Origin of the sequence: Streptomyces sp. NRRL S-646 (assembly GCF_000720765.1) — a bacterium.
Taxonomy (GTDB): domain Bacteria; phylum Actinomycetota; class Actinomycetes; order Streptomycetales; family Streptomycetaceae; genus Streptomyces.
Genome location: NZ_JODC01000005.1, coordinates 291367 through 312856, shown reverse-complemented (window position 1 = coordinate 312856; position 21490 = coordinate 291367). Strand labels below are relative to the sequence as shown.

Sequence of the window (21490 nt, the reverse complement as noted above, 5' to 3'; positions counted from 1 at the left end):
TCACCTGCATGAGACTTCTGGTGCTGGGTGGTACGGAGTTCGTGGGACGGGCCGTCGTCGAGGCGGCCCTGGGGCGCGGCTGGGAGGTGACCGTCCTCAACCGGGGGCGGCACCGACTCCCGGACGGCGTAAGGGCGTTGCGGGGCGACCGCACCGCGCCCGACGGGCTCGCCGCGCTCGCGGAGGGCGAGTGGGACGCCGTCGTCGACACCTGGCGGCTGGCGCCCCGCGCGGTGCGGGACGCGGCGCGGCTGCTGCGGGGCCGCGCCGGACGGTACGTGTACGTGTCCAGCTGCTCGGTGTACACCTGGGCGCCGCCCGCCGGGTACACCGAGGACGCGGACGTCGTCGAGGGCGCCGCGCCCGACGCGGAGCAGACCGACTACGCCCGCGACAAGCGGGGCGGAGAACTCGCCGCGCTGGATGCCTTCGGCGCGGAGCACTCCGTGCTCGTGCGGGCCGGGCTGATCCTCGGTCCGTACGAGAACGTCGGGCGGCTGCCGTGGTGGCTGGGCCGGATCGCCCGGGGCGGGCAGGTGCTGGCCCCGGGGCCACGGGAGTTGCCGCTTCAGTACATCGACGTCCGCGACCTGGCCGAGTGGATCCTCGGGGCGGTCGAGCAGGAGCTCAGCGGGCCGTTCAACCTGATGAGCGAGCAGGGGCACGCCACGATGGGGGAGTTTCTCGACGCGTGTGTGGCGGCCACCGGTTCGGACGCGGTGCTCCGCTGGACCGAACCGCAGGTGATTCTCGACGCCGGTATCGAGCCTTGGACCCAGCTGCCGGTGTGGGTGCCGCCCGGGACGGACATGCACGATGCGCTGCACTCGGCGGATGTTTCGCGGGCGGTGGAGGCGGGCCTCGCCTGTCGGCCCGTGTCGGAGACGGTCGCGGACACGTGGAGTTGGTTGCAGTCCGTCGGTGGGACGGCGCCGTTTCGCTCGGATGCGGCGGTGAAGGGGCTGGACCCCGAGGTGGAAGCGAAGGTCCTTGGGCAGTGATTCGACTGCGGGTGGGTGGGGGCTTGTCGCGCCCACGGCGCCGGAGCCGCAAATCGATACGGCCCCGCGCCCCTTGCGGGGCGCTGCCCCCCGGGGGTGTATCTGGCACCACCCCTCGACCGGGGGGCCTGGGCCCGTGACCCCCCGTCCCCGCTCGGCCAGACTTCTGCCATGACCACCGACATGAACCCTGCCCGGGCGCGGGCCCGAGAGGTACTACTGGCTGCCGTACGGGGACTCGCGCTGACCGTGGCCGTGGTGCCCTTCTCGGTGCTGTTGTTCGTCCTGACCCTGGTCTCCGTCGCGCTCATACCGATCGGCGTCGGTGTCTTCACGACCCCGCCCGTCCTGGCCGCGGTGCGGACCCTCGCGGACAAGCGGCGGGAGCTCGCGGCGGAGTGGTGCGGGGTGCGGATACCGTCGGCGTACCGGCCGATACCCGAGGGCGCCAACCCCTGGACGCGGACGTACGCGCTGCTCCGCGACCCGGCGACCTGGCGCGACCTGCGGTGGCTGCAGGTGGACATGACGGCGGGGTACATCACCGCACTGCTCCCGGCGGTGCTGCTCCTCTATCCGCTGGAGGGATTCGCGGTCGCGGCCGGGCTGTGGCGGCCGCTTTCCCGGTGGGGCGGGTACTGGTACGGCTTCGTACACGTCACCGACCAGGCCTCCGCGCTCGGCGCCGGTGCCCTGGCCCTCGTACTCCTCCCCCTCGCCTACCGCTACGCACCGTCCCTGCTGACCGCCCACTTCCGCCTCACCCGCGCCGTACTGGGCGCCAGTCAGGCCGAGTTGGCCGAACGGGTAAGGGTGTTGACCGAAACCAGGCAGGACGCCGTCGACACCTCCGCCGCCGAACTGCGCCGTATCGAGCGGGACCTGCACGACGGGGCACAGGCCCGGCTGGTCGCCATGGGCATGGACCTGGGCACCATCGAGATGCTCCTCGACAAGGACCCGGCGAAGGCCAAGCAGCTCCTCGCCCAGACCCGGCAGTCCTCCGTGGACGCGCTCGCCGAGCTGCGCGACCTGGTGCGCGGCATCCACCCGCCGGTGCTGGCCGAACGCGGACTCGGCGACGGCGTGAGGGCGTTGGCGCTGCGGCTGCCGCTGCCCACCGAGGTGAACGTCGAGCTGGAGGGCCGCGCGGACGCGCCGGTCGAGTCGGCCGCGTACTTCGCGGTCAGCGAGGTGCTCACCAACGCGGTCAAGCACTCCGGCGCAGACCGGATCTGGATCGATCTGCATCACGTGCCGGAGGGGGCGGGCGTGCTGCACATCACCGTCACGGACAACGGCAAGGGCGGTGCGGTGATCGCGGCCGGTTCGGGCCTGGCCGGGGTAGAGCGGCGCCTGGGTACATTCGACGGCGTCCTGGCCGTCAGCAGTCCCGCGGGCGGTCCCACCATGGTCACCATGGAGATCCCTTGCGCGTTGTCCTAGCCGAAGACCTCTTCCTGCTGCGCGACGGTCTGGTCCGGCTTCTGGAGGCCTACGACTTCGAGATCGCCGCGGCCGTCGAGTCCGGCCCCGAGCTCGCCCGGGCACTGGCCGAGTTGGAGCCGGACGTCGCCGTGGTCGACGTACGCCTGCCGCCGACGCACACCGACGAGGGGCTGCAGTGCGCGCTGCAGGCCCGCCGGGACAGACCCGGGCTTCCGGTGCTGGTCCTCTCGCAGCACGTGGAGCAGCTGTACGCGCGCGAGCTGCTCGCCGACGGCAGCGGCGGGGTCGGGTATCTGCTCAAGGACCGGGTGTTCGACGCGGAGCAGTTCGTGGACGCCGTACGGCGGGTCGCGGCCGGTGGTACGGCCATGGATCCGCAGGTGATCCAGCAGCTGCTGTCCCGGCGGGCCGCCGACGACCGGCCGCTCGGGCGGCTGACACCCCGTGAGCGTGAGGTGCTGGAGCTGATGGCGCAGGGCCGTTCCAACGCGGCGATCGCCGGGCAGCTGGTGGTCACAGAACGGGCCATTGCCAAGCACACCTCCAACATCTTCACCAAACTGGACCTTGAGGTCTCGGATGACGACAATCGCCGCGTCCTGGCGGTTCTCGCCTATCTGGACCAGGGACGGTAAGCGGTTGCTGATTCTCCGTAACTTCCGCTGCTCAGGCTGCTGTTGGGATGCAAAGGCCGGGCAAACCTCTGATTTGTTTGTGGGGCTGCTGAACACCTCTGGGACCGCACCCGTATGAGTGGGAGCCGCTTCACTCCTGTCGGGCGCCTCGATGCCCCGCCAAGCCCGCAAGGAAGTCAGAGGAGTTCCATGGGACGCAACAATCGGAAACGCCGTACGCCGCTGGCCACCAAGGCCATAGCCGCATCGGCGGCACTAGCGCTCGGTGGGGGCGGGCTGATCTGGGCGAACTTCTATGCCTCGGCGCACGAGTCGAACAACTCCGGGCAGAACCAGACCAAGGCCGCCACCGGACAGGTCGCCACGATCGCCTGCCCCGACGTCCAGCAGAAGCTGACGAACGTGCCGGCCAAGGCCCAGCAGGGCGTGGCCACGGAGCTGGCGAACCTCGACAAGCAGATCACCGAGGCCTACGCCCGGCTCGCCTCCACGCGCCAGGCGCAGGCGGGCGACGCGAACTTCGTGCAGAACGCGATCGTCGGCCCCCTCAAGGAGAAGCGAGCCGCGACCCTCGACCGGATCCGGATCGACATCCAGCGAGTGGGCGGCCAGGTCGACGCGGCCGGGCTGAGCGCGCTCGCCGCCTGTACGACGCAGACCGCCAACCAGACCACCGCCGGTGGTCAGCAGCAGAACGGCGGCCAGCAGCAGAACGGCGGTCAGCAGCAGCAGAATGGTGGCCAGCAGCAGAACGGTGGCCAGCAGCAGGGCGGGCAGGCCGGGGCCGGTCAGAACATCGGCGGTCAGGCCGGCAACGGCCCGGTCGCGGCCGACTTCGTGGACATCACCAAGGTCCAGCCGAACGTCGCCGCGAAGCCGCAGGCCAACGGCAACGCCTCGAAGGGCGTCTTCATCACCAAGTGCGGTGTGAACGCCAACAAGAACCACAACACGGACAACGTGATCGTGGCTCCCGGCGTGACCAACGGCGCGCACCACCTGCACGACTACGTCGGCAACCAGAAGGTCGACGCGTTCGCGAACAACAACACGCTGATCGCGGGCCAGTCCAGCTGCCAGAACCAGAGCGACCTGTCGGCCTACTACTGGCCGGTGGTGCGTATCCAGGACGGCTCGCAGGACTTCGACCAGAACCGGGACGGCGGCGGCAAGGAGGGCAACGTCGGCAAGATCCTGACGCCGGTCCAGGCGCAGATCAAGTACGTCGGCTCGCCCACCAGCAAGGTCACCGCGATGCCGAACTTCCTGCGCATCATCACCGGTGACGCCAAGACCACGACCAACGGTCTGGCGAACGCCAACGCGCACTGGAGCTGCACCGGCTTCGAGAACAAGGTCCAGCTGACGACGCAGTACCCGATCTGCCCGCAGGGCAGCAACGTGGTGCGCACGTTCGCCTTCCAGTCCTGCTGGGACGGCAAGAACATCGACAGCGCGAACCACCGCACGCACGTCGCCTTCGCCGACGCCCAGGGCAACTGCCAGAACGGCTTCAAGGCGATCCCGCAGCTGACGATGCGCCTGGTGTACAAGATCAACCCGCCGGTCCTGCAGAACGGCCAGGTGAAGAACGCCTACGCGGTGGACGGCTTCCCTGAGCAGCTGCACAAGTCGGCCACGGACCACGACGACTTCATCGCGGTCTTCAAGAACAACCTGGCGAACAAGATCGCCAACTGCATCAACAGTGGGCAGAAGTGCCAGTGACGAACACCTAGAGAAGCGGGCGGTGGGAATCTCCCACCGCCCGCTTTTCGTTGGGCCCGCGAGGCTCAGCCGTGGTGGCCGGTGTGTGCGCTGTGGTTGGTGCCGATCTCCTCGTCGCCGCCGAGCGTGTGCTGCAGCGCCTTGACCACCTTGTCCTCGCCCACGGCGACCCACTTGCGCCCGACGAGGTAGAAACCGCCGTAGTCCTTCGCATCGTTGATCCACTCGCGCTGGCCGCGGTCGGTGGCGAAGGTGGCGAAGACGAACTTGCCGTCGGAGGTCTTGCAGATGGCCTGGCGGACCTCGTCGGAGTCGATCTGCATGTCCGGCTTGCACTTCACCTTGGCGGCCAGGCTCTCCAGACTGCCGGTGGCTGCGGTCGGCACCTTGGCGGCCGCGTCGCTGTTTCCGGTGCCACAGCCCGCCAGCGCCAGGACGGCCGCGCCTCCGGCCACGGCGAGCATCGGTCGGGTCAACCTCATCTGTTCCTCCGGGTCGCTTTTGCTGGCCCTTGGGCCCGTCCCCTTCGATACGGACGTGGCAGCTGACGCGCTCAAAAATACGGCTGTCTGCCGTGCACGTGTGTGCGAAGCTGCTCCGGTGAATCAAGAGTGGGAAGATCGCGTGACCGCCGCCTGGGCGACCCTCGACGAGTATCCGGAGGAGAAAGCCGCCGACTTCCGGGCCGTGATCGACGCCCTCGCCGCCGAGCTGCCGGACGGCAGCCCCCTCGGCCTCTTCGAGCAGGCCTCCGCCTGGGACTCGACCGGGCACTCGGACAAGGCCGTACCGCTGTACCGGGAGGCGCTGGCGCGCGGGCTGAGCGAGGTCAGCCCGTACAAGGGCCGCAGGGCCAAGATCCAGCTGTCCAGTTCGCTCAGGAACACCGGACAGCCCGAGGAGGGCGTCAAGCTGCTGTCGCCCGAACTGGACGCACCCTCCGACGAGTTGGACGACGCGGTACGGGCGTGTCTGGCGCTGTGCCTGTCCGGTCTCGGCCGGGACCGCGAGGGGCTCTCCCTGGTGCTCGGGGCCCTGGCGCCCCATCTCCCCCGCTACCAGCGCTCGATGGCGAACTACGCGCGGGCGCTCGTCGAGCCCGAGGCGTAAGTCACCCAGGCGGCGGTGACTATCCCACGATTCGCTCGTTTTGCTGAACGTGCAGTCACAGGATGTCGCCCCGCGCCCCGCACCGTCCCCTTCCGACCTGGCCGTCGACGTCGAACAGGCCGAGGCCGCGCTCGTCGAGCACTACCCGCGGCTGGTCCGGCTCGCCTACCTGGTGCTGCCGCCGAGCCTCGGCCGCAACCGGCGCGTGGTGACCGCACACGCCCTCACCCAGCGTGCGCTGCCCCGGGGCCGGGCGCAGGCGCCCGCGATCCCGGCCCGCTCGACCGGGCGCAACGGCGACCCCGGGTACACCTTCGTCCGCCTCCAGGTGCTGCGTACGGCACTGGAGGCGGGCCTGCCGCTGAAGCGCACGGCGCTCCCCAAGCGGTCCCAGCTGCCGCCGTTGCTCCCCCAGGTGTGGGGCCTGCGTCTCTTCCCGCGCTCGGGCGGTGCCGACGAACTCGCGCTGGACCAGCGCCTGTCCGCCCTGTCCGGACCCGCCCGCGCCGCCTACGTCCTGCGCGGCCTGGAGGAACTCCCCGACGGTGACGTGGTCGAGGTGCTGACCGCCGCCGGCTGCGAGGCGCCGCAGGACGCGCTCCGGGAGGCCGACGACGTCCCGGAGCAGTACGCCCTGCTCGGCTCCCCCGAGTTCGACCCCTGCTCACTGCACGCCCGGCCCACCGATCTGATGCGCCGCAGACAGCACACCAAGGCCGCGCTCGCCGCCGCCGCGGCCGTCGCCGTGTGCGGCGCGCTGCTCGGTCTGCCCGGGGACGGCTGGGCCCCCAACGGTGCCGCCGCCCCCGTGTACGCGCAGAACCCGGCGGCCGAAGCCGCCCTGGACCCGGGCAAGCTGCTGCGGGTCGCCCCCACCGCCTGGACGACCTCCGCGCGCACCGACTTCTCCGTCTGGCCGGCCCGCGGCGACCTCACCGGCGACAAGGCCCTGCTGCGCCGCGCCCTCGCCGTCTGGGCCCGCCCCGGCGAGAGCGTCCAGGTCTCCGCGACCCCCGGCACCCCGTCCGGCGGCCCGTCAGGCCCGCCCCAGCTCCTGTACGCCGGGACCGTCGACAGCGCACGCGTGGTGATGCTCTACGACGGTCTGCGCATCACCCGGTACGCCGAGCCGAAGAGCGGCACGAAGGGCGCCGCCCTCGACTTCGCACGGGTCGACGGCGCCGACCGCTCCGAGGCGAACGCGCTGGTCCTGGACCGGGCCGACGGCAACGTCCGCTATCTGACGGCCCCCTGGGTGAAGCAGGCCGCCGAGCGGGACCTGCTCAAGCCCGGCGCCGGCCCGACGGCCCTCGCCCTGACCGACGGCGTCACGGCACCGCTGGCCAGCCCCGCCGCCGAGACCGGCGACTGCACGTCGTGGAAGGTGCTCCAGCTCACCGACGCCACCGGCACCCGCCTGAGCAGCGACCTCGGCGAGCTCGTCCCCGCCCACCTCACCACCGGCCGGCCCGGCGCCGCCCACGAGGTCACCGGCGCCCAGGCCCTGCACACCTGGGCGCCGTACGCCTGCTCGCTGGCCTCCATGCGCTCGGCGGGCGTGCGCACGGTCAACGCCTGGGCGTACGGGCGGCAGCCGCTGCCCGACGCGAGCGGTGCGGCGGACTGGGTGTGCACACGGGCCGACACCTGGCGGGGCGGCGGGACGCGGGTGCTGGCGCAGTTCCACACGCCGGGCGGGGCGTCCGGGGCGGTCGCGGCGAAGGCGGAGAACGTACCGGCGTGCGGGGCGAAGGACCCGCATGTCCTCGCCGGGGTGCTGTGGAAGTCGGAGGCGAAGAACTGGTATCTCCTCGCGGCCGGCAGCCAGGGGACCTCGTCGATCCGTACGACGGGAGGGGTCAGCGCCTCCGCCCCGGGCAGCCTGCTGGCCGTACGGGCCAAGCAGGGGGTGCGGGCCGAGCTGGAGGGGGCCCTGGAGGACGGCCGGCCGATCAGCGGACTGCACTAGCGGCCTCTCCGCCCTCAGACTCTCTTGCTGACAGTGGCGTCAACAAGTCCCTCCCGAAGGGTTCCCCTCGGACTTACCCGTCAGTACATTGACGCCATGTCTAACACGCAGGCCTCGGAGCGGGTCGCCCTCAAGGCGCGGAAGGTGTCCTTCTCGTGGGAGGAGACCCCGCTGCACTGGGTGCCTGGGGATCCGTTCACCACGCACACCATCAATGTGCTGCATCTGTTGCTGCCCGCCGGTGAGCGGTGGTTCGTGCATGTCTACAAGCAGGTGCTGCCGTACATCCGGGACGAGCGGCTGCGCGAGGACGTCATCGGGTTCATCGGGCAGGAGGCGATGCACTCGCAGGCCCACGACGAGGTCCTGCCGCACCTGAAGGAGCTCGGGCTCGATCCAACGCCGTACACCGCGCAGGTCGACTGGTTCTTCGAGAAGCTGCTCGGCGACCGGACGCTGCCGCCGGGCAGGGCCCGCAAGTGGTGGCTGATGGAGCGGGTCGCGATCATCGCGGCGATCGAGCACTACACGGCGTTCCTCGGCAACTGGGTGTTGAACGCCGAGGAGCTGGACCGGCGAGGCGCCGACCCGACCATGCTGGATCTGCTGCGCTGGCACGGCGCGGAGGAGGTCGAGCACCGGTCCGTCGCCTTCGACCTGTTCATGCACGTCGACGGCGGCTACCGGCGGCGCGTGCGCACCTGGGCCACCGCGTTCGCGGCGATCGTGTTCCTGTGGCAGCGCGGGGCGCGCTTCTTCATGGAGAACGACCCGACGCTGATCGACGGCCACGCGAGCTTCAAGGACTTCTACGTGCGCGGCCGACGCGGCACCCTGCCCGCGACCGGCGACATGATCAGGTCCATCCCGCGGTATCTCAGCCGCGCCTACCACCCCTCCCAGGAGGGCTCCACCGAGCAGGCCGTCGCCTATCTCGCCGCCTCACCCGCGGCGGTCGCGGCCCTCGCGGCGGAGAAGGGAGCCCTGTGATGCCGAAGCTGCGCACGGTCGTGGCCGTCGCGGGCACGGCCATGCTGGTCAGGCGGGCGATGCGGCGCCGCATCCAGGCCTCGCCACTGTGGCCGATGCCCGCGCTGGAGAACCCGACCTCCGGGCGGCCGCGGTCGCGGGCGCTCAGACTGCTGGTCGCCTCGCACGAGACGGTGGCCGACGGGGTCGTACAACTGCGCCTGGGAGGAAGGGACTTGCCGCGCTGGGAGCCCGGCGCGCATCTCGACCTCGTCCTGCCTTCGGGGCTGGTGCGGCAGTACTCGCTGTGCGGCGACCCGGAGGACACCTCGTCGTACACCGTGGCCACCCGGCTGATCGAGGACGGGCGGGGCGGCTCGCGCGAGGTGCACGAGCAGGTCACCGAGGGGATGGAACTGGAGGTGCGCGGTCCGAGGAACCGCTTCCCGCTCATCGAGGCCCCGTCGTACGTCTTCGTCGTCGGCGGCATCGGGATCACTCCCGTGCTGCCGATGCTGCGGGCGCTCGGGGAGGACACGGAGTGGCGGCTGGTGTACGGCGGGCGGACGCGGGCGTCGATGCCGTTCCTGGAGGAGCTCGAGAAGCTGGGCGGAGACCGGGTGACCGTGGTCGCCGAGGACGAGGACGGACTACCCGATCTCGACGGCCTGTTGGCGGGCACGGCCGAGGATGCCGCCGTGTACTGCTGCGGCCCGGAGGGGCTCATCGCCGCGGTGGAGGAGCGCTTCCCGCAGGTCCGCCTCGAACGGTTCACACCCCGTACGTCGGCCGACGGCCACGGCGCCTTCGAGGTCGAACTCCGGCGCAGCGGACGGACGTTGACCGTGCCCGCCGACTCGACCGTGCTGGCGGCCGTGCGCGCCGAACTGCCGGACACCGCCTACTCCTGTGAGCAGGGCTTCTGCGGAACCTGCCAACAGCGGGTCCTGGAGGGCGAGGTGGAGCACCGGGACGAACTGCTGACGGACGCCGAACGCGCCGACTCGATGTTGATCTGCGTTTCGCGGGCACGAAGTGAGCGTCTCGTGCTGGATATGTGAACACCGTTGGCCGGACCGGACCGTTCCGGGCCGGATCCGATCGGTAAGGTGTTCGCATGACTACCGGGGTACGCCGCAGAATGGGAGTCGAGGAGCGGCGGCAGCAGTTGATCGGCGTCGCCCTCGAACTGTTCAGCCAACGCTCTCCCGACGACGTCTCCATCGACGAGATAGCCGCCGCTGCGGGCATCTCGCGCCCACTGGTGTACCACTACTTCCCCGGCAAACTCAGCCTGTACGAAGCCGCGTTGAGGCGTGCGGCGCAGGATCTCGCCGGACGTTTCGACGAGCCGCAGGAAGGTCCACTCGGGGACCGGCTGCGCCGGGTGATGCGCCGGTTCTTCGACTTCGTCGACGACCACGGGCCCGGTTTCGCGGCACTGATGCGCGGCGGCCCCGCGGTTGGTTCCTCAGCGACCAACGCCCTCATCGACTCCGTACGACAGGCCGCGTACGAACAGATCCTGTCGCATCTGGACATCCAGGATCCGCCCGCGCGCCTGGAACTGGTCGTGCGCTCCTGGATCTCCCTCGCAGAGTCGACCGCGCTGATCTGGCTGGACGGCCGGCGCATCCCGCGCGCCGAACTGGAGTCCCAGCTGGTGCACGACTTCGCCGCGCTGGCCGCCGTGAGCGCCGCGTTCGACGAGGAGATGGGCGCGCTGCTGCGCCGCATGCTCAAGGCCGAGCCGCCGGACGGTCCCTTCGCGGACCTGGTGACCCGGCTGATCGCCCTCGCCTCGTAGGGGGCTTTCCTAGCGCTCGAACTTCCGGTACGACGGGTCGAGGTCGCGGACCTCGGCGGAGGCGTGCAGCGCGACGTGGCCGTCGTCCTCGACGTGCTTCTTCAACAGCTCCAGCACCGCCTCGGTGAGCCGCGCCTTCGTCTCCTCGGTGCGGCCTGCGAGCAGCCCGAGGGTGACGTGGACGATCGCGTGCCCCTGCTCGTCGGGGTCCTCGAATCCGAACGCGGTGACCTCGGACCGGCGGAACTGCGTCTTGCAGGCCTCCGGCTTGGCGGCCGCGATCTCGACGACCGCCGCGTGCAGGTCCCGCGCGAAGCCTTCCCGGTCGAAGCTGATCGTCTTCGAGTGGTCGACGGTGATCTGTGGCATGGGCACTCCTGTTCTACGACAGCGACAGGCTCACCCTAGTTGTCCGTGCTCCTCAGCTGCAGTGCCAGCATCGCGATGTCGTCCTCGCGGTCGTGACCGAAGCAGGCCAGGAGGGTGTCGCACAGGGCGTCCAGCCCGGGCAGGGCACCGACGGCCGCCGAGCGGAGCTGCTCCATCGAGAGGCTCAGGTCCGTGCCCCGGGTCTCGATCAGGCCGTCGGTGACCATGAGGAGCCGGTCGCCGGGCTCCAGGAACAGCTCGGTGGGCGGCGGGTGGGGCAGCCCCAGGCCGAGCAGCGGGCCGTCGGCCTTGGCGTACTCGGCGTCGCCGGTGGTGCGCAGGATCAGCGGTGGGATGTGCCCCGCGTTGGCGATCCGGGTGCGTCCGGTCTCGGGGTCGATCAGCACCAGGCAGACGGTGGCGGTGACGTCCGGGTGGTAGTGCTGCAGCATCCGGTCGAGCCGCTCGGCGAGTACGGCTGGGCCGCTCTCCTCGACGCAGTAGGCACGCAGCGCATGCCGTATCTCGACCATGACGGTGGCCGCCTCCAGCGAGTGCCCGACGACGTCACCGACCGCCGTGAGCACACCCTCGTCGGTGCGCAGGGCCGCGTAGAAGTCGCCGCCGATCTCGGTCTCCCGGGACGCGGGTACGTAGCGGACTCCGACGTCGATGCCGGGCAGTTCGGGCAGCCGGTGCGGCTGGGGCAGGAAGCTGTGCTGGAGGGTGAGGGCGACATGCCGCTCGACCTGGTACATCAGCAGCGGCTCGGCGGCGAGCGCGGTGGCCTGCGCCAGCTGGGCCACCAGGGCCTCCTCCTCGGGGTTCACCCTGCGCACCCCGCGGGTGGGCGTGGCCAGGCACACGGGGGCCTGGCCGTCCTGGGTGAGGACCAGCGCGAGCCGGGCGTCGTGCTGTATGCCGGGCCGGAAGAACCCGGCGGGCCACAGCGGCGCGGGCACCGTGGTGATCTGCACCCCGGCCTGTCCGCGGGTCAGCCGCCGCAGCAGAGCGGCCACGGTCCGGTGGGCGCCCGCGTCCGGCAGCGCGAGGGAGGTGCGGTCCCGTGAGATGCCGCGGTACAGCTCGTCGTCCGGACCGAGGACGAAGACGGCGGCGGGGCCTCCGATGAGCCGCGCGGTGCCGTCGGCGGCGGCGTCGGCGAGTTCCTGCAGGGAACGCGCCGCCTGGATGGTGACGATCGCCTGGGACAGCAGCGTCAGCCGCCGTACGAGCGCCTGGTCGTCGGCCCGCAGCCGGGCGGTGCGCACCGCGGACCGGACCACCGCCTCGATCTCCTCGGGCTCGGCGGGCACCGTCAGATAGGTCTCGGCGCCCGCGTCCAGCCCCTGGCAGCGGTCGACCGGTGCCACGGCGGCGGCCGAGAAGTGCACCACGGGCAGGCCCGCCATGTGCGGCCGTTCCTTGAGCCGCCGGCACAGTTCGAAGCCGCTCATGTCCGGCAGGTCGATGTCGACGAGGGCCACGTCGGGCAGGATGCCCTTGCGCAGCCGTACGTCGAGTTCGACCAGCGCCTGCTGGCCGGTGGCGACCGGTATGACCTGGTGTCCGGCCCGGCGCAGCACGGTGCCCATCGCGTACCGGCTGGCCGCGACGTCGTCCACGACCAGCACGGTCGTGTCTGTCAGCTTGCCGTTGAGGTCCATCTTCCAGCCCTGGGACAACGCCGATGGGGCAGACCGCGATTCGGCCTGCCCCACCAAAGTAATGCCACTTTCAGGAGATCCGGGAGAATATTGCGACACTGCGCCCCGGAACGGCGAACGTGCCCGATTCCCGCTCATAGGAAGAGGACTTGACGATAGGGTCGGCGCCGGCCGCCTGCACCGGGTGCAGGCGGTAGCCGGTACCGGCCAGGGACCCCACCCGCTGCTCCTGCCTGCTCGGCGTCGCGTTGAAGACAACGACCAGATCACCCAGCTTCATCGTGATCACACCGGGCGTCTCGTCCTTCCCGGACAACGGGAACGACAGCTTCGACTGCACCTGCGCGGATGTGTCGAGCGAGAAGACGCCGTCCGTCGAACGGATCTTCAACAGATCCCGGTACGCGGCCGAGGCCCCCTCGATCTGCGAGCAGCCGACCCGCACCGAGCTCAGCAGCGGCTTCGCGTACGGCCACTTGGACTCGTTGTCGGCCTCCATCGGCAGCCCCCGCCCGAAGCCGTTGCCGTCCGTGCAGTTCCAGTGGATGGCGTTGAACCAGTCGCCGCTGTCGAACGAGTTGCGGTCCAGGGACTTGGAGCGCAGCAGGTCGGAGCCCGCCTGGGAGAGGGACGGGCCCTGCGAGAGGGTGGCCGTCGCCATCGCGAGGACCTGCATCCGGGCCCGGGCGGCCGCACTCGTCGAGGCAGGCAGCTTGTAGGTGAGGGCGTCGAAGAGGGACTCGTTGTCGTGCGCGTCGGCGTAGGCGACGGCGTCGCCGGGCGCGTCCGCGTAACCGGCCGGCTGACCGTTGTAGTCCACCTCGGCGCCGGTGACCTCCTTGCCGTCGGTGTCGGTGAAGCGGTACTTGGCGAGGTTTCCGGACAGACCGACCTTGATCAGGTCCTGGTAGTGCAGCAGCCGGGCCTTCTGCTCGGCCGAAGTGCCGTTCGTTGTGGACGAGTTGGGGTCGGTGTACAGGCCGGAGGCGAAGCCCTGGACGCCGGGGTCGGAGTCGAAGGGGCTGCCGCCGCGCACGGCGTCACGGGCGCGGTCGGAGAAGGTCGCGATCCCCGTCCCCGCCATGTTCTTCTGCGTGGCCTGCACGAAGCGGGCGTCGTCGGCGACCTCTCCGAAGTTCCAGCCCTCGCCGTACATGATGATCTTCTTGCCGTCGACACCGTCCTTCGCCGGGGTCAGCGCGTCGAGTGCCTTCCTGACCGCGAGGATGTTGGCCTTCGGCTGGTGTCCCATCAGGTCGAAGCGGAAGCCGTCGACCTTGTACTCCTTGGCCCAGGTGACGACCGAGTCGACGACCAGCTTGCCCATCATGGAGTTCTCGGTGGCGGTGTTCGCACAGCAGGTGCTGTTGGCGACCGAGCCGTCCGCGAGGAGCCGCTGGTAGTAGCCGGGCACCACCTTGTCGAGAACGCTGGTGTCGGCCTGACCGGCGGCCGCCGTGTGGTTGTAGACGACGTCCATGACGACCCGAAGCCCGTCCTGGTTCAGCCCCTTCACCATCTTGCGGAACTCGACGGTACGGCCGGTCCCGTCCGGGTCGGTCGCGTACGAGCCCTCGGGGACCGTGTAGTGGAACGGGTCGTAGCCCCAGTTGTAGGCGTCCTTCGCGGCGGTCTTCGCGACGCACGCCTGCTGCTTGTCGGAGTCGGCGGCGTAGGAGGCGAGGTCGCAGTCCGTCGTCGCCTGGTCCGCCTTCTTCTCCGGCACGGTGGCGAAGTCGAAGGCGGGCAGCAGATGGACGTACGACGTGCCCGACTTCGCCAGCTTCCGCAGGTGCTTCGAGCCGTCGCTGTTCTTGTCGGTGAAGGCCAGGTAGGTGCCCTGGTCCTTGGCCGGCACGGACTTGTCCGCGACGGAGAAGTCCCGGATGTGCAGCTCCTGGATCTGGGCGTCCTTCAGCGGTACGGCCCTGGGCTTGGCGAGGCTCGACCAGCCGCCGGGGGCAAGGGACTTGTCGTCCAGGTCGACGACGAGACTGCGCCCGGAGTCGGCGGTGAGGGCGACCGAGTAGGGGTCGGTGACCTTGTTGGTGACGACCTTGCGGACGCTCGGCGCCCACACCTTCACGACGTACCGGTAGGGCTTGTTCTTCCAGGACGCCGGGCCGGTGACGGACCAGACGCCGGTGGAGTCCTCGCGCTTCATCTTCTTGACCGAGCCGTCGAGCTCCAGTGCCACGCTCTGCGCGGTCGGCGCCCACACGGCAAGCGTGGGACGCCCCTTGTGGAACGTCGGCCCCAGCTCGGCCCTGGTCGCGCCCGCGTACACGTCGTCCAGCACGCCGGCGATCTGGACGCCGGTCGCCGCGAGCACGGCGCCGTTCGCGGCCCGCTGGGAGGCGACGACCTGCCCGTCGAGGGCCTCGCGCACCCGGTCCCGGTCACGCGGGTCGACGGACCAGGCCGTGTAGTCCTTCAGGTACGGGAACTTGGCCTTCTGGGCGTCGGTGAGGGTGGTCTTCGCAAGGCGCAGCCAGCGCTCGTCGTCGCTGGTCAGCGCGGAGTCCTTGACGGCGATCGAGCCGTCGTGGGAGTAGAGCAGCTGGGTGGAGGCGGCGGCGTCGGAGCCGTTCCAGGCGACCGTGTTCCGGTCGATCCAGATCGCCTTGGAGGTGCTCAGGTCGAGCGCGGCGGCCGATCCCGCGGGCTGCGGCAGCAGGTACTTCTCCTGGCCGTTCAACAGCCACACCTCGTAGCCGTTGGCCTTGAGATCGAGCGACTGGTCGGCCGGGAGGTCCTTCTCGTCGCCTTTGTGGATGATGTAACTGAGGCTGGTGGCACCGTCGCTGAGCGGCACCTCGAAGACCGCCCCGTAGGCGTCGGTCTTCACCGGCTTCAGCGGGCTCGACCAGTCCGTGGGGTTCGCGGCACCGGTCCAGACGTGCAGACCCCAGCCGTCGTAGTTCCCGTCGGCGCGGTGGTAGTGGATGACCGCCTTGGTCCTGTCCTGTGCCGGGTAGTCCGGCCGTGTGGTCTGTACGGCGTCCTTGCCCTGCTCGATCCAGACCTCGCCGGTCTTGGTGACATCGATGGTGCGGTCGGTGGAGACGTCCTTGTTGCCGTCCTTGTCGACGACCAGGAAACCGACGGTGGAGGCGCCCGGCTTCAGCTTGACGTAGGCAAAGGCGCCGTACGCGTCACGGCCGACGAACGGGTGCCCGGCCGGCCAGGTGGTCGACTCGCCGTCGGCAAGGTCGCCCCAGGCGTACAGACCCCACTTGTCGTAGTCGCCGTCGGTGCGCTTGTAGTGGACGACCGCGTAGTCGCGGGAGGAGGCGGTGGGGGTCTCCGCGGCGGGCGGGGTGCCGGTGGTGGAGGCGGCGGTGGCGCTCGCCGTGTGTCCGGCGGAGTCGATGACAACTGCCTTGTACCGCAGGGTCGTTCCCGCCGGTACGTCCTTGCCGATGGTCTGCGTGACCTTGTACGGGGCGTGGTCGGCGGAGCCGAGCGTGCGCCACTTGCCGTTGCCGACCTGGGCGGCGAAGACGACGCGGTTGAGCTGCCCGCCGTCGACGCCGGCCGAGAGTTCCACGGTGCCGGTGGCGCCGGCGTCGGGGGCCTTGAGGGTGAGGGTCGGCTCGTCCGTGGGCTCGGCGAGCCTGCCCGCCGCCTTGAGGACGATCGCCCTACCGGCCGGGACGGTGACAGTGATCTTCTTGTCCCCGTCGGAGGTCACCTGGTCCGAAGTCCCGTAGATCCCAAGGAACTTCATGTTCGCCGAGCCGGTCGCGAAGGTGGCCGTCCTCGCCTCGCCCGCGTTGTTGAGGGCGACGACGTACTCCTGGCCGGTCCTGGCGTCCGTACGGGAGAAGGCGCAGACACCGGAGCCGTCGGCCGCGTACCGCTGAGTCTGCACGCCGTCGGTGAGGGCGGGGTTGTCCTTGCGGAGCTTGCTGAGCGCGGCGATCTGCTTGTAGAGGGGCGCGGCCGGGTCGTACGAGTCGCTCGCGTGGGTGCGGTCGGTGCCGATCTCCTTGTCGTCGAGGTAGTCGGCGACCTTGGAGGCGAACATCGTCTGGCGGGCGTCCTTGTCGCCGCCGGAGCCGGTGAAGCCCTGCTCGTCCCCGTAGTAGACGACGGGATTGCCGCGACTGAGGAACATCAGCTCGTTGGCGAGCTTGTCCTTGGCCAGCAGCTCGGCGTCCGTGGCCTTGGGGTTGTCCTGGTTCAGGAAGTACCCGATGCGGCCCATGTCGTGGTTGCCGAGGAAGGTGACCTGCTCGTACGCGTTGGCCTTGTCGGTCGTGTACTTGTAGTCGTCGCCGAAGAGGGAGGCGAGCTTCTGCGCGCTGCCGCCCTGGGAGGCATAGCTGCGGGCCGCGTCCTGGAAGGGGAAGTCGAGGGTGGCGTCGAGGCGGCCCTGGGTGACGTACGGCGAAGTGATCGAGGTGTCGGCGGAGTAGACCTCGCCGAACATGAAGAAGTTCTTGCGCCCCTGCTTGGCCGCATAGGCGTCGAGGGCGGTCGCCCACTGGGTCCAGAAGTCCATGTCGACGTGCTTGACCGTGTCGATCCGGAAGCCGTCGATGCCGAAGTCGCGCACCCAGCGTTCGTAGATCTTCTCCATGCCCTGCACGACCTCGGGACGCTCGGTCCACAGGTCGTCGAGGCCGCCGAAGTCTCCGTACGTGGCGCTCTCACCGGCGAAGGTCGAGTCACCGCGGTTGTGGTACATCGTCGGGTCGTTGAGCCAGGAGGGGACCTTGGCGTTCTTGTCCGCGGCGGCGACGGTCGGCGTGCGCGGGAAGGAATCGGTGTCGACGGCGGGGAACTTCTTGCCGCCGTCCGCGTAGTCGGCGTCGTCGAAGGGCCTGCCGTCCTTGGTCAGGTACGGGAAGGCGCCCTTGGAGAGGTAGTCGTAGGACTTCTCCTTGTAGTCGACGACGTCGGCGGTGTGGTTGGTGATGACGTCGAAGAAGACCTTCATGCCCTTGGCGTGCGCCTTGGCGATGAGGGTCTCCAGGTCCTTGTTGGTCCCGAAGTGCGGGTCGACCTGGGTGAAGTCGGTGATCCAGTAGCCGTGGTAGCCGGCGGAGGCGTTGCTCCCCGTTCCCTGGACGGGACGGTTCTTGAAGATCGGGGCCATCCAGATGGCGGTGGTGCCGAGGCCCTTGATGTAGTCGAGCTTCCTGGTCAGGCCCTTGAGGTCGCCGCCCTGGTAGAAGCCCTTGTCGGTGGGGTCGTAACCGGTGGACAGGCGCGACCCCGTGAGGCCGCCCCTGTCGTTGGAGGCGTCGCCGTTGGCGAAACGGTCCGGCATGACGAAGTAGAACTGCTCGCGGGTGTCGTCGTGCCGGGCGGGCGCGGCGGCGAGCTTCGCGTCGGAGGGCGGCGGGGGCGGGGAGTCCGCGTGCGCCGCGAGTGGCTGGATCAGGGCTGCGGCGAGCGCGGCGACGGTGACGGCCGCGACCCGTCCGGCATGGGTGGTGCGGCGCGTCCGGGGCGCCGGCCATCTCGGTATCACAGGCGTGAACTCCTAGCGATTACGGCTCTCTGGGTCCGACCCCGCGCGACCGTATCGCTAACGCAAGGTTTACAGCAAGAGACTTGAAACTCATAGCAAGAACTTTCACGAGCAACCTTGACGCGCCTCCCCAACGGCCCCACTCTCACCACTGGTCGACCACTGGTTGAAACCCCAACACCTTTCATCGGAGCCGCACATGACCGGACACCGACCTCCGGGTGTCTTCCGGCGCACGGCCGGCGCCGTGGCCGCCGGCGCACTGGCCCTCGCGGGCGCCGTGACCCTGCCCGCAGCCTCCGCACACGCGGACACCACCGCAAAAGGCGACGTCATCGCCAACCTCTAGGATTGACATCCTCCCCCTCTTAAAAGAGGGGGATTCCAACCCGGATGGGTTGAGGTTCACGGACACTCGAACGGCTTGTGGCCGCTGTCATCCCTCCGGCACCGGCTGAGCGCCGGGGGATCCCGCCCTGTCCTGCCGCGACATTGGTTGCTGCGTTCTCGTCCGCGTAGCAAGTGAACCCGCAGGACACGCAGACGAACTCGGCTTGACTCTTGCGCGAGTTCTTCTCGATCCAACCGCAGGCACTGCACCGCAGAGACGTAAAGGGAGCGGGGACGTCCTCGACCCGGCCCGGAGCCTTGTCCTCAGTGCGCTGCCGGAGCAGGCCCCAGCCCTGGGCGAGGATCACCCGGTTCAGACCGGCCTTCTGCCTGACCCGCGTGCCGGGCTGGTCGACCGTCCCCTTCGCAGAGCGGGTCATATTCTTGATGTTCAGCTTTTCGAACCGGACGAGGCCATATGTGCGGGCGAGCACGGTACTGGTCTTCTCGCACCAGTCCTTGCGCCGGTCGGCTTCGCGGGCCTTGAGGCGGGCGACCTTGGCGTACTCGGCGGTCTTGACCTCGCTGCCCTTGGGGGCGCGGGCAGCCCGTCGCTGGTGCTTGCGGATCCGGGCGCGTTCCTTCGTGGTGAGCTGCGGGCAGTTCAGCTTCCGGCCGTCCGAGAGGGCAGCGGTGATCTTCACGCCCCGGTCGATGCCGATGACCCCACCCGTGCCGGGCTTCTCGATCGGCTCGGGGACGACGGCGAACGCGATGTGCCACTGACCGTTGCGGTACGTGACGCGGAACGTCTTCGCCTTCGGCAGGCCAGAGCGGGACAGCCGGAAGCGCACCCACCCACAGCCCGGCACCTTCACCTGCGCCCACCGCCGATTCAGCTTCTGCACCACGACCGAGCGGCCCATGACCTGTCTGCCGGTCTTCGCGTTCAGCTTCGGCGACCCGTCCTCGTTGTACTCGGGTACGCGATCGGTACCGATAACCCGGAAACCCTCATGCGGCCAGGTTCCACACGTACCGGGCGTGCGCGCAGTGGCCGAGCATGATGCTCGCCTGCTCGCTCGTCGGGTACATCCGAAACCGTGCCATGCCGAGAACCTAGCCCGCGCGTTCCCGGGTCGCGCACGCCATCGATCAACATCACCCGGGTGAGTGACCTCTCCCGGCCGCCGCCCCCGGCCAGCTACCGCAGCTCCCCATCGCCACCGCCTGTTCACGGTCGTGCTCAGCCCCGTAGCCTCCCGAAACGCCGAATCGCCCCGGCGACTCGACTTCGCCTTCCCGGCGCTCCGACCTGAAGCAAACCGGTGATCGCGCCCGCTAGGGCACGACGATCGAGTGCAGATTCCCCAAGAAGAACAGCCCTGGGAACGTGATTTGGGCGTCCGGGACGAACCGCTCGTACTCGACGGGCAGTTCGTCCGGATACACCACGAGTGACACATGGAAGTGAGCGGGCTCTATCGCCTGATGGTGTAGGTGACCAGAGACCGGGCCGGAACCGTGGCGGTCAGTGCACTCCTGCTGACCGCCACGGTCTGCTGCTGTGCCGTGCTGTGCGTGGCGTCGGTCAGGTACGGGGTCGCCGTGCCTTTGCCAATTCCCGTGTTCTTCAGGTCGAAGGTGACCGGCGTCGCGCTGGTGGAGGCGTTCAGCGCTACGACGGTCACCGTCCCGTCGATGTTGCGGAACGCCGACAGGTTGAGGTCGGAGTCGGAGGTCGTGGCGCCGATGCGGGTGGCTCCCGGGCGGATGAAGCGGCTGTAGTTGGCCATCGCCCACAGGCGCTTGGAGACGTGGTAGCTGTCGCCGTCCATCTGGATCAGACCCCGGGTGGCGCCCGTCGAGGCGCCGTACCAGTACACGTAGCCGCTGGTGTTTCCCTTGGTGAGGGCGTCGTGGATGGCGGAGGCGACGGTGAAGCCGTCGTAGCCGCTGCCGTCGTCCCAGTTCTCGTTCCAGGTGGTGCCGTCGGGGGACCACTCCGACATCCAGCTGCGCTTCTGCGTCGGGAGGGGGCCGTCGACCTTGCTGGCGTAGGTGTGGCCGGTGTGGGTGGTGACCAGGCCCCGCGCGGTCGGGTCCGCCTCGATCGCGCTGCTGTAGGCCTTCTCCTGGTCCCAGCCGAAGGAGTCGCAGCACGTGACCTTGTACCCGGCCCGGCGTGCGATCGGGCCGAAGACCTTCGTGAACTCCACGGCCTGGGCGGGGGTCAGGCGCATGGAGTCGTACGTCGCCGTCCAGTCGGGCTCGTTGGTGAAGCCGAGGTCGGTGACGCCGATGCCCTCCTGGCGGTAGAACTTGGCGTACTGGACCAGGAAGTTCGCATACGCCTGCCGCCAGTCGCCGCTCGCGCACGTCGCGCCGGACAGGCCGCACAGCGTGCCGCCGTCGGCGTCCGTGCCGTTGGTCTTCATATAGCCGGGGGCGGTCCAGGCGTCGGCGTAGAAGCGGTTCACGCCGTACGCCTTGGCCTGCTTGGCCAGCCACACCTGGCCCTTGTCGACGCCGTCCCAGGTGTATTCGGGAGTCGCGTTCGGGCCGCCCGGGTCGGTGGGCTGGATGCCGGAGTCGATACCGAGACGCAGGATGCTGAGGCCGGCGCCGGTCGTGCGGCTGAGAAGGAGGTCGAGGATCTCGTGCTGCTTGGCCGCGGGTAACCCTTGCGAGCCGTTCATGATGGCGGCCCGTCCGAAGTGTTCGGAGAAGCCGAAGCCGTCGATCGGCTGGTAGGTGGTCGAGCCGTTGATGGTCGCCGAGGTGGCGGCGGCCGGCTCCGGCAGGGCGGCCGCGGTGGTGGCGGCGGCCGTCAGCAGAGCCGCAAAGGACGTCAACGCCCAGTTTCTGAGCCTGCGCTGCATGATGCTCCCTTCACGGGAACGCCGCCTGGGAGCGCTCCCACAGACATCAGGGAACGTAGGACGACACTCGATGAGCGTCAATCCCACGTTCC

17 protein-coding genes are annotated in these 21490 nt (G+C 69.7%); 10 read left to right on the top strand and 7 right to left on the bottom strand.

The annotated features are described in order from the left end of the window. The first annotated feature begins 8 nt into the window (after window positions 1-8). The 4 genes from IH68_RS0111305 (at window position 9) to IH68_RS0111290 (ending at window position 4813) form a co-directional block, all read left to right on the top strand. Window positions 9-1001, top strand: coding sequence for an SDR family oxidoreductase (locus IH68_RS0111305; RefSeq protein ID WP_030932435.1), 993 nt, complete (start codon window positions 9-11; stop codon window positions 999-1001). 171 nt (window positions 1002-1172) lie between these two features. Further along, the gene (locus IH68_RS0111300; protein ID WP_030932432.1) at window positions 1173-2447 is read left to right on the top strand and encodes a sensor histidine kinase; all 1275 of its coding nucleotides are present in this window, start codon (window positions 1173-1175) and stop codon (window positions 2445-2447) included. After that, entirely contained in the window at window positions 2432-3085 is a 654-nt protein-coding gene (locus IH68_RS0111295) for a LuxR C-terminal-related transcriptional regulator (RefSeq protein ID WP_030932429.1), read from the top strand. Before IH68_RS0111300 ends, IH68_RS0111295 begins: the two co-directional genes overlap by 16 nt. Before the next feature lie 189 nt (window positions 3086-3274). Continuing rightward, window positions 3275-4813, top strand: coding sequence for a DUF1996 domain-containing protein (locus tag IH68_RS0111290; RefSeq protein ID WP_030932427.1), 1539 nt, complete (start codon window positions 3275-3277; stop codon window positions 4811-4813). A 65-nt stretch (window positions 4814-4878) separates the two neighbouring features. Here IH68_RS0111290 and IH68_RS0111285 read toward each other — a convergent pair whose 3' ends face one another. Next, window positions 4879-5295, bottom strand: coding sequence for a hypothetical protein (locus tag IH68_RS0111285; protein WP_030932425.1), 417 nt, complete (start codon window positions 5293-5295; stop codon window positions 4879-4881). 100 nt (window positions 5296-5395) lie between these two features. Here IH68_RS0111285 and IH68_RS0111280 point away from each other — a divergent pair, with 100 nt between their 5' ends. The 5 genes from IH68_RS0111280 (at window position 5396) to IH68_RS0111260 (ending at window position 10668) form a co-directional block, all read left to right on the top strand. Next, window positions 5396-5923, top strand: a complete 528-nt coding sequence (locus IH68_RS0111280; RefSeq protein ID WP_199931869.1) for a tetratricopeptide repeat protein — start codon at window positions 5396-5398, stop codon at window positions 5921-5923. 49 nt (window positions 5924-5972) lie between these two features. Then, entirely contained in the window at window positions 5973-7892 is a 1920-nt protein-coding gene (locus tag IH68_RS0111275) for a hypothetical protein (protein WP_030932418.1), read from the top strand. A gap of 96 nt (window positions 7893-7988) precedes the next feature. Then, window positions 7989-8882 (top strand): metal-dependent hydrolase, encoded by an 894-nt coding sequence (locus tag IH68_RS0111270; RefSeq protein ID WP_030932416.1) that lies wholly within the window; start codon window positions 7989-7991, stop codon window positions 8880-8882. Then, window positions 8882-9922: a PDR/VanB family oxidoreductase gene (locus IH68_RS0111265; RefSeq protein WP_030932413.1), complete on the top strand. Its 1041-nt coding sequence runs from the start codon at window positions 8882-8884 to the stop codon at window positions 9920-9922. The genes IH68_RS0111270 and IH68_RS0111265 overlap by 1 nt, the downstream gene beginning before the upstream one ends. Before the next feature lie 56 nt (window positions 9923-9978). Next, window positions 9979-10668, top strand: a complete 690-nt coding sequence (locus IH68_RS0111260) for a TetR/AcrR family transcriptional regulator (RefSeq protein ID WP_107057438.1) — start codon at window positions 9979-9981, stop codon at window positions 10666-10668. A gap of 9 nt (window positions 10669-10677) precedes the next feature. Here the strand turns inward: IH68_RS0111260 and IH68_RS0111255 are convergent, their stop codons facing one another. From IH68_RS0111255 to pulA, 3 genes are all read right to left on the bottom strand, one after another. Beyond that, window positions 10678-11037 carry a 5-carboxymethyl-2-hydroxymuconate Delta-isomerase gene (locus tag IH68_RS0111255; protein WP_030932406.1) on the bottom strand — a complete coding sequence of 120 codons (360 nt, stop codon included), beginning with the start codon at window positions 11035-11037 and terminating at the stop codon, window positions 10678-10680. Window positions 11038-11072: 35 nt separating this feature from the next. Next, complete coding sequence (locus IH68_RS0111250) at window positions 11073-12704, bottom strand: fused response regulator/phosphatase (RefSeq protein WP_030932403.1); 1632 nt, start codon at window positions 12702-12704, stop codon at window positions 11073-11075. A gap of 70 nt (window positions 12705-12774) precedes the next feature. After that, entirely contained in the window at window positions 12775-18186 is a 5412-nt protein-coding gene (gene pulA / locus IH68_RS0111245) for a pullulanase-type alpha-1,6-glucosidase (RefSeq protein WP_030932400.1), read from the bottom strand. 199 nt (window positions 18187-18385) lie between these two features. Here pulA and IH68_RS56340 point away from each other — a divergent pair, with 199 nt between their 5' ends. Further along, complete coding sequence (locus tag IH68_RS56340; protein WP_159403667.1) at window positions 18386-18535, top strand: hypothetical protein; 150 nt, start codon at window positions 18386-18388, stop codon at window positions 18533-18535. Window positions 18536-18554: 19 nt separating this feature from the next. Here IH68_RS56340 and IH68_RS49740 read toward each other — a convergent pair whose 3' ends face one another. The 3 genes from IH68_RS49740 to IH68_RS0111225 form a co-directional block, all read right to left on the bottom strand. After that, window positions 18555-19442, bottom strand: a complete 888-nt coding sequence (locus IH68_RS49740) for an RNA-guided endonuclease InsQ/TnpB family protein (protein WP_234341313.1) — start codon at window positions 19440-19442, stop codon at window positions 18555-18557. A gap of 88 nt (window positions 19443-19530) precedes the next feature. Next, window positions 19531-19626: a helix-turn-helix domain-containing protein gene (locus IH68_RS57945; RefSeq protein WP_234341311.1), complete on the bottom strand. Its 96-nt coding sequence runs from the start codon at window positions 19624-19626 to the stop codon at window positions 19531-19533. A gap of 371 nt (window positions 19627-19997) precedes the next feature. Then, a complete protein-coding gene (locus IH68_RS0111225; protein ID WP_030932396.1) occupies window positions 19998-21398 on the bottom strand; it encodes a glycoside hydrolase family 30 protein in 1401 nt (466 codons plus the stop codon). Window positions 21399-21490: the final 92 nt, after the last annotated feature.

What these genes read in the sequence shown, in the direction of transcription:
- IH68_RS0111305 (WP_030932435.1), top strand. Translation starts at nt 9, where the DNA reads ATGAGACTTCTGGTGCTGGGTGGTACGGAGTTCGTGGGACGGGCCGTC.
- IH68_RS0111300 (WP_030932432.1), top strand. Translation starts at nt 1,173, where the DNA reads ATGACCACCGACATGAACCCTGCCCGGGCGCGGGCCCGAGAGGTACTA.
- IH68_RS0111290 (WP_030932427.1), top strand. Translation starts at nt 3,275, where the DNA reads ATGGGACGCAACAATCGGAAACGCCGTACGCCGCTGGCCACCAAGGCC.
- IH68_RS0111285 (WP_030932425.1), bottom strand. Translation starts at nt 5,295, where the DNA reads ATGAGGTTGACCCGACCGATGCTCGCCGTGGCCGGAGGCGCGGCCGTC.
- IH68_RS0111270 (WP_030932416.1), top strand. Translation starts at nt 7,989, where the DNA reads ATGTCTAACACGCAGGCCTCGGAGCGGGTCGCCCTCAAGGCGCGGAAG.
- IH68_RS0111265 (WP_030932413.1), top strand. Translation starts at nt 8,882, where the DNA reads ATGCCGAAGCTGCGCACGGTCGTGGCCGTCGCGGGCACGGCCATGCTG.
- IH68_RS0111260 (WP_107057438.1), top strand. Translation starts at nt 9,979, where the DNA reads ATGACTACCGGGGTACGCCGCAGAATGGGAGTCGAGGAGCGGCGGCAG.
- IH68_RS0111255 (WP_030932406.1), bottom strand. Translation starts at nt 11,037, where the DNA reads ATGCCACAGATCACCGTCGACCACTCGAAGACGATCAGCTTCGACCGG.
- IH68_RS0111250 (WP_030932403.1), bottom strand. Translation starts at nt 12,704, where the DNA reads ATGGACCTCAACGGCAAGCTGACAGACACGACCGTGCTGGTCGTGGAC.
- IH68_RS56340 (WP_159403667.1), top strand. Translation starts at nt 18,386, where the DNA reads ATGACCGGACACCGACCTCCGGGTGTCTTCCGGCGCACGGCCGGCGCC.
- IH68_RS49740 (WP_234341313.1), bottom strand. Translation starts at nt 19,442, where the DNA reads ATGGGCCGCTCGGTCGTGGTGCAGAAGCTGAATCGGCGGTGGGCGCAG.
- IH68_RS57945 (WP_234341311.1), bottom strand. Translation starts at nt 19,626, where the DNA reads ATGGCACGGTTTCGGATGTACCCGACGAGCGAGCAGGCGAGCATCATG.
- IH68_RS0111225 (WP_030932396.1), bottom strand. Translation starts at nt 21,398, where the DNA reads ATGCAGCGCAGGCTCAGAAACTGGGCGTTGACGTCCTTTGCGGCTCTG.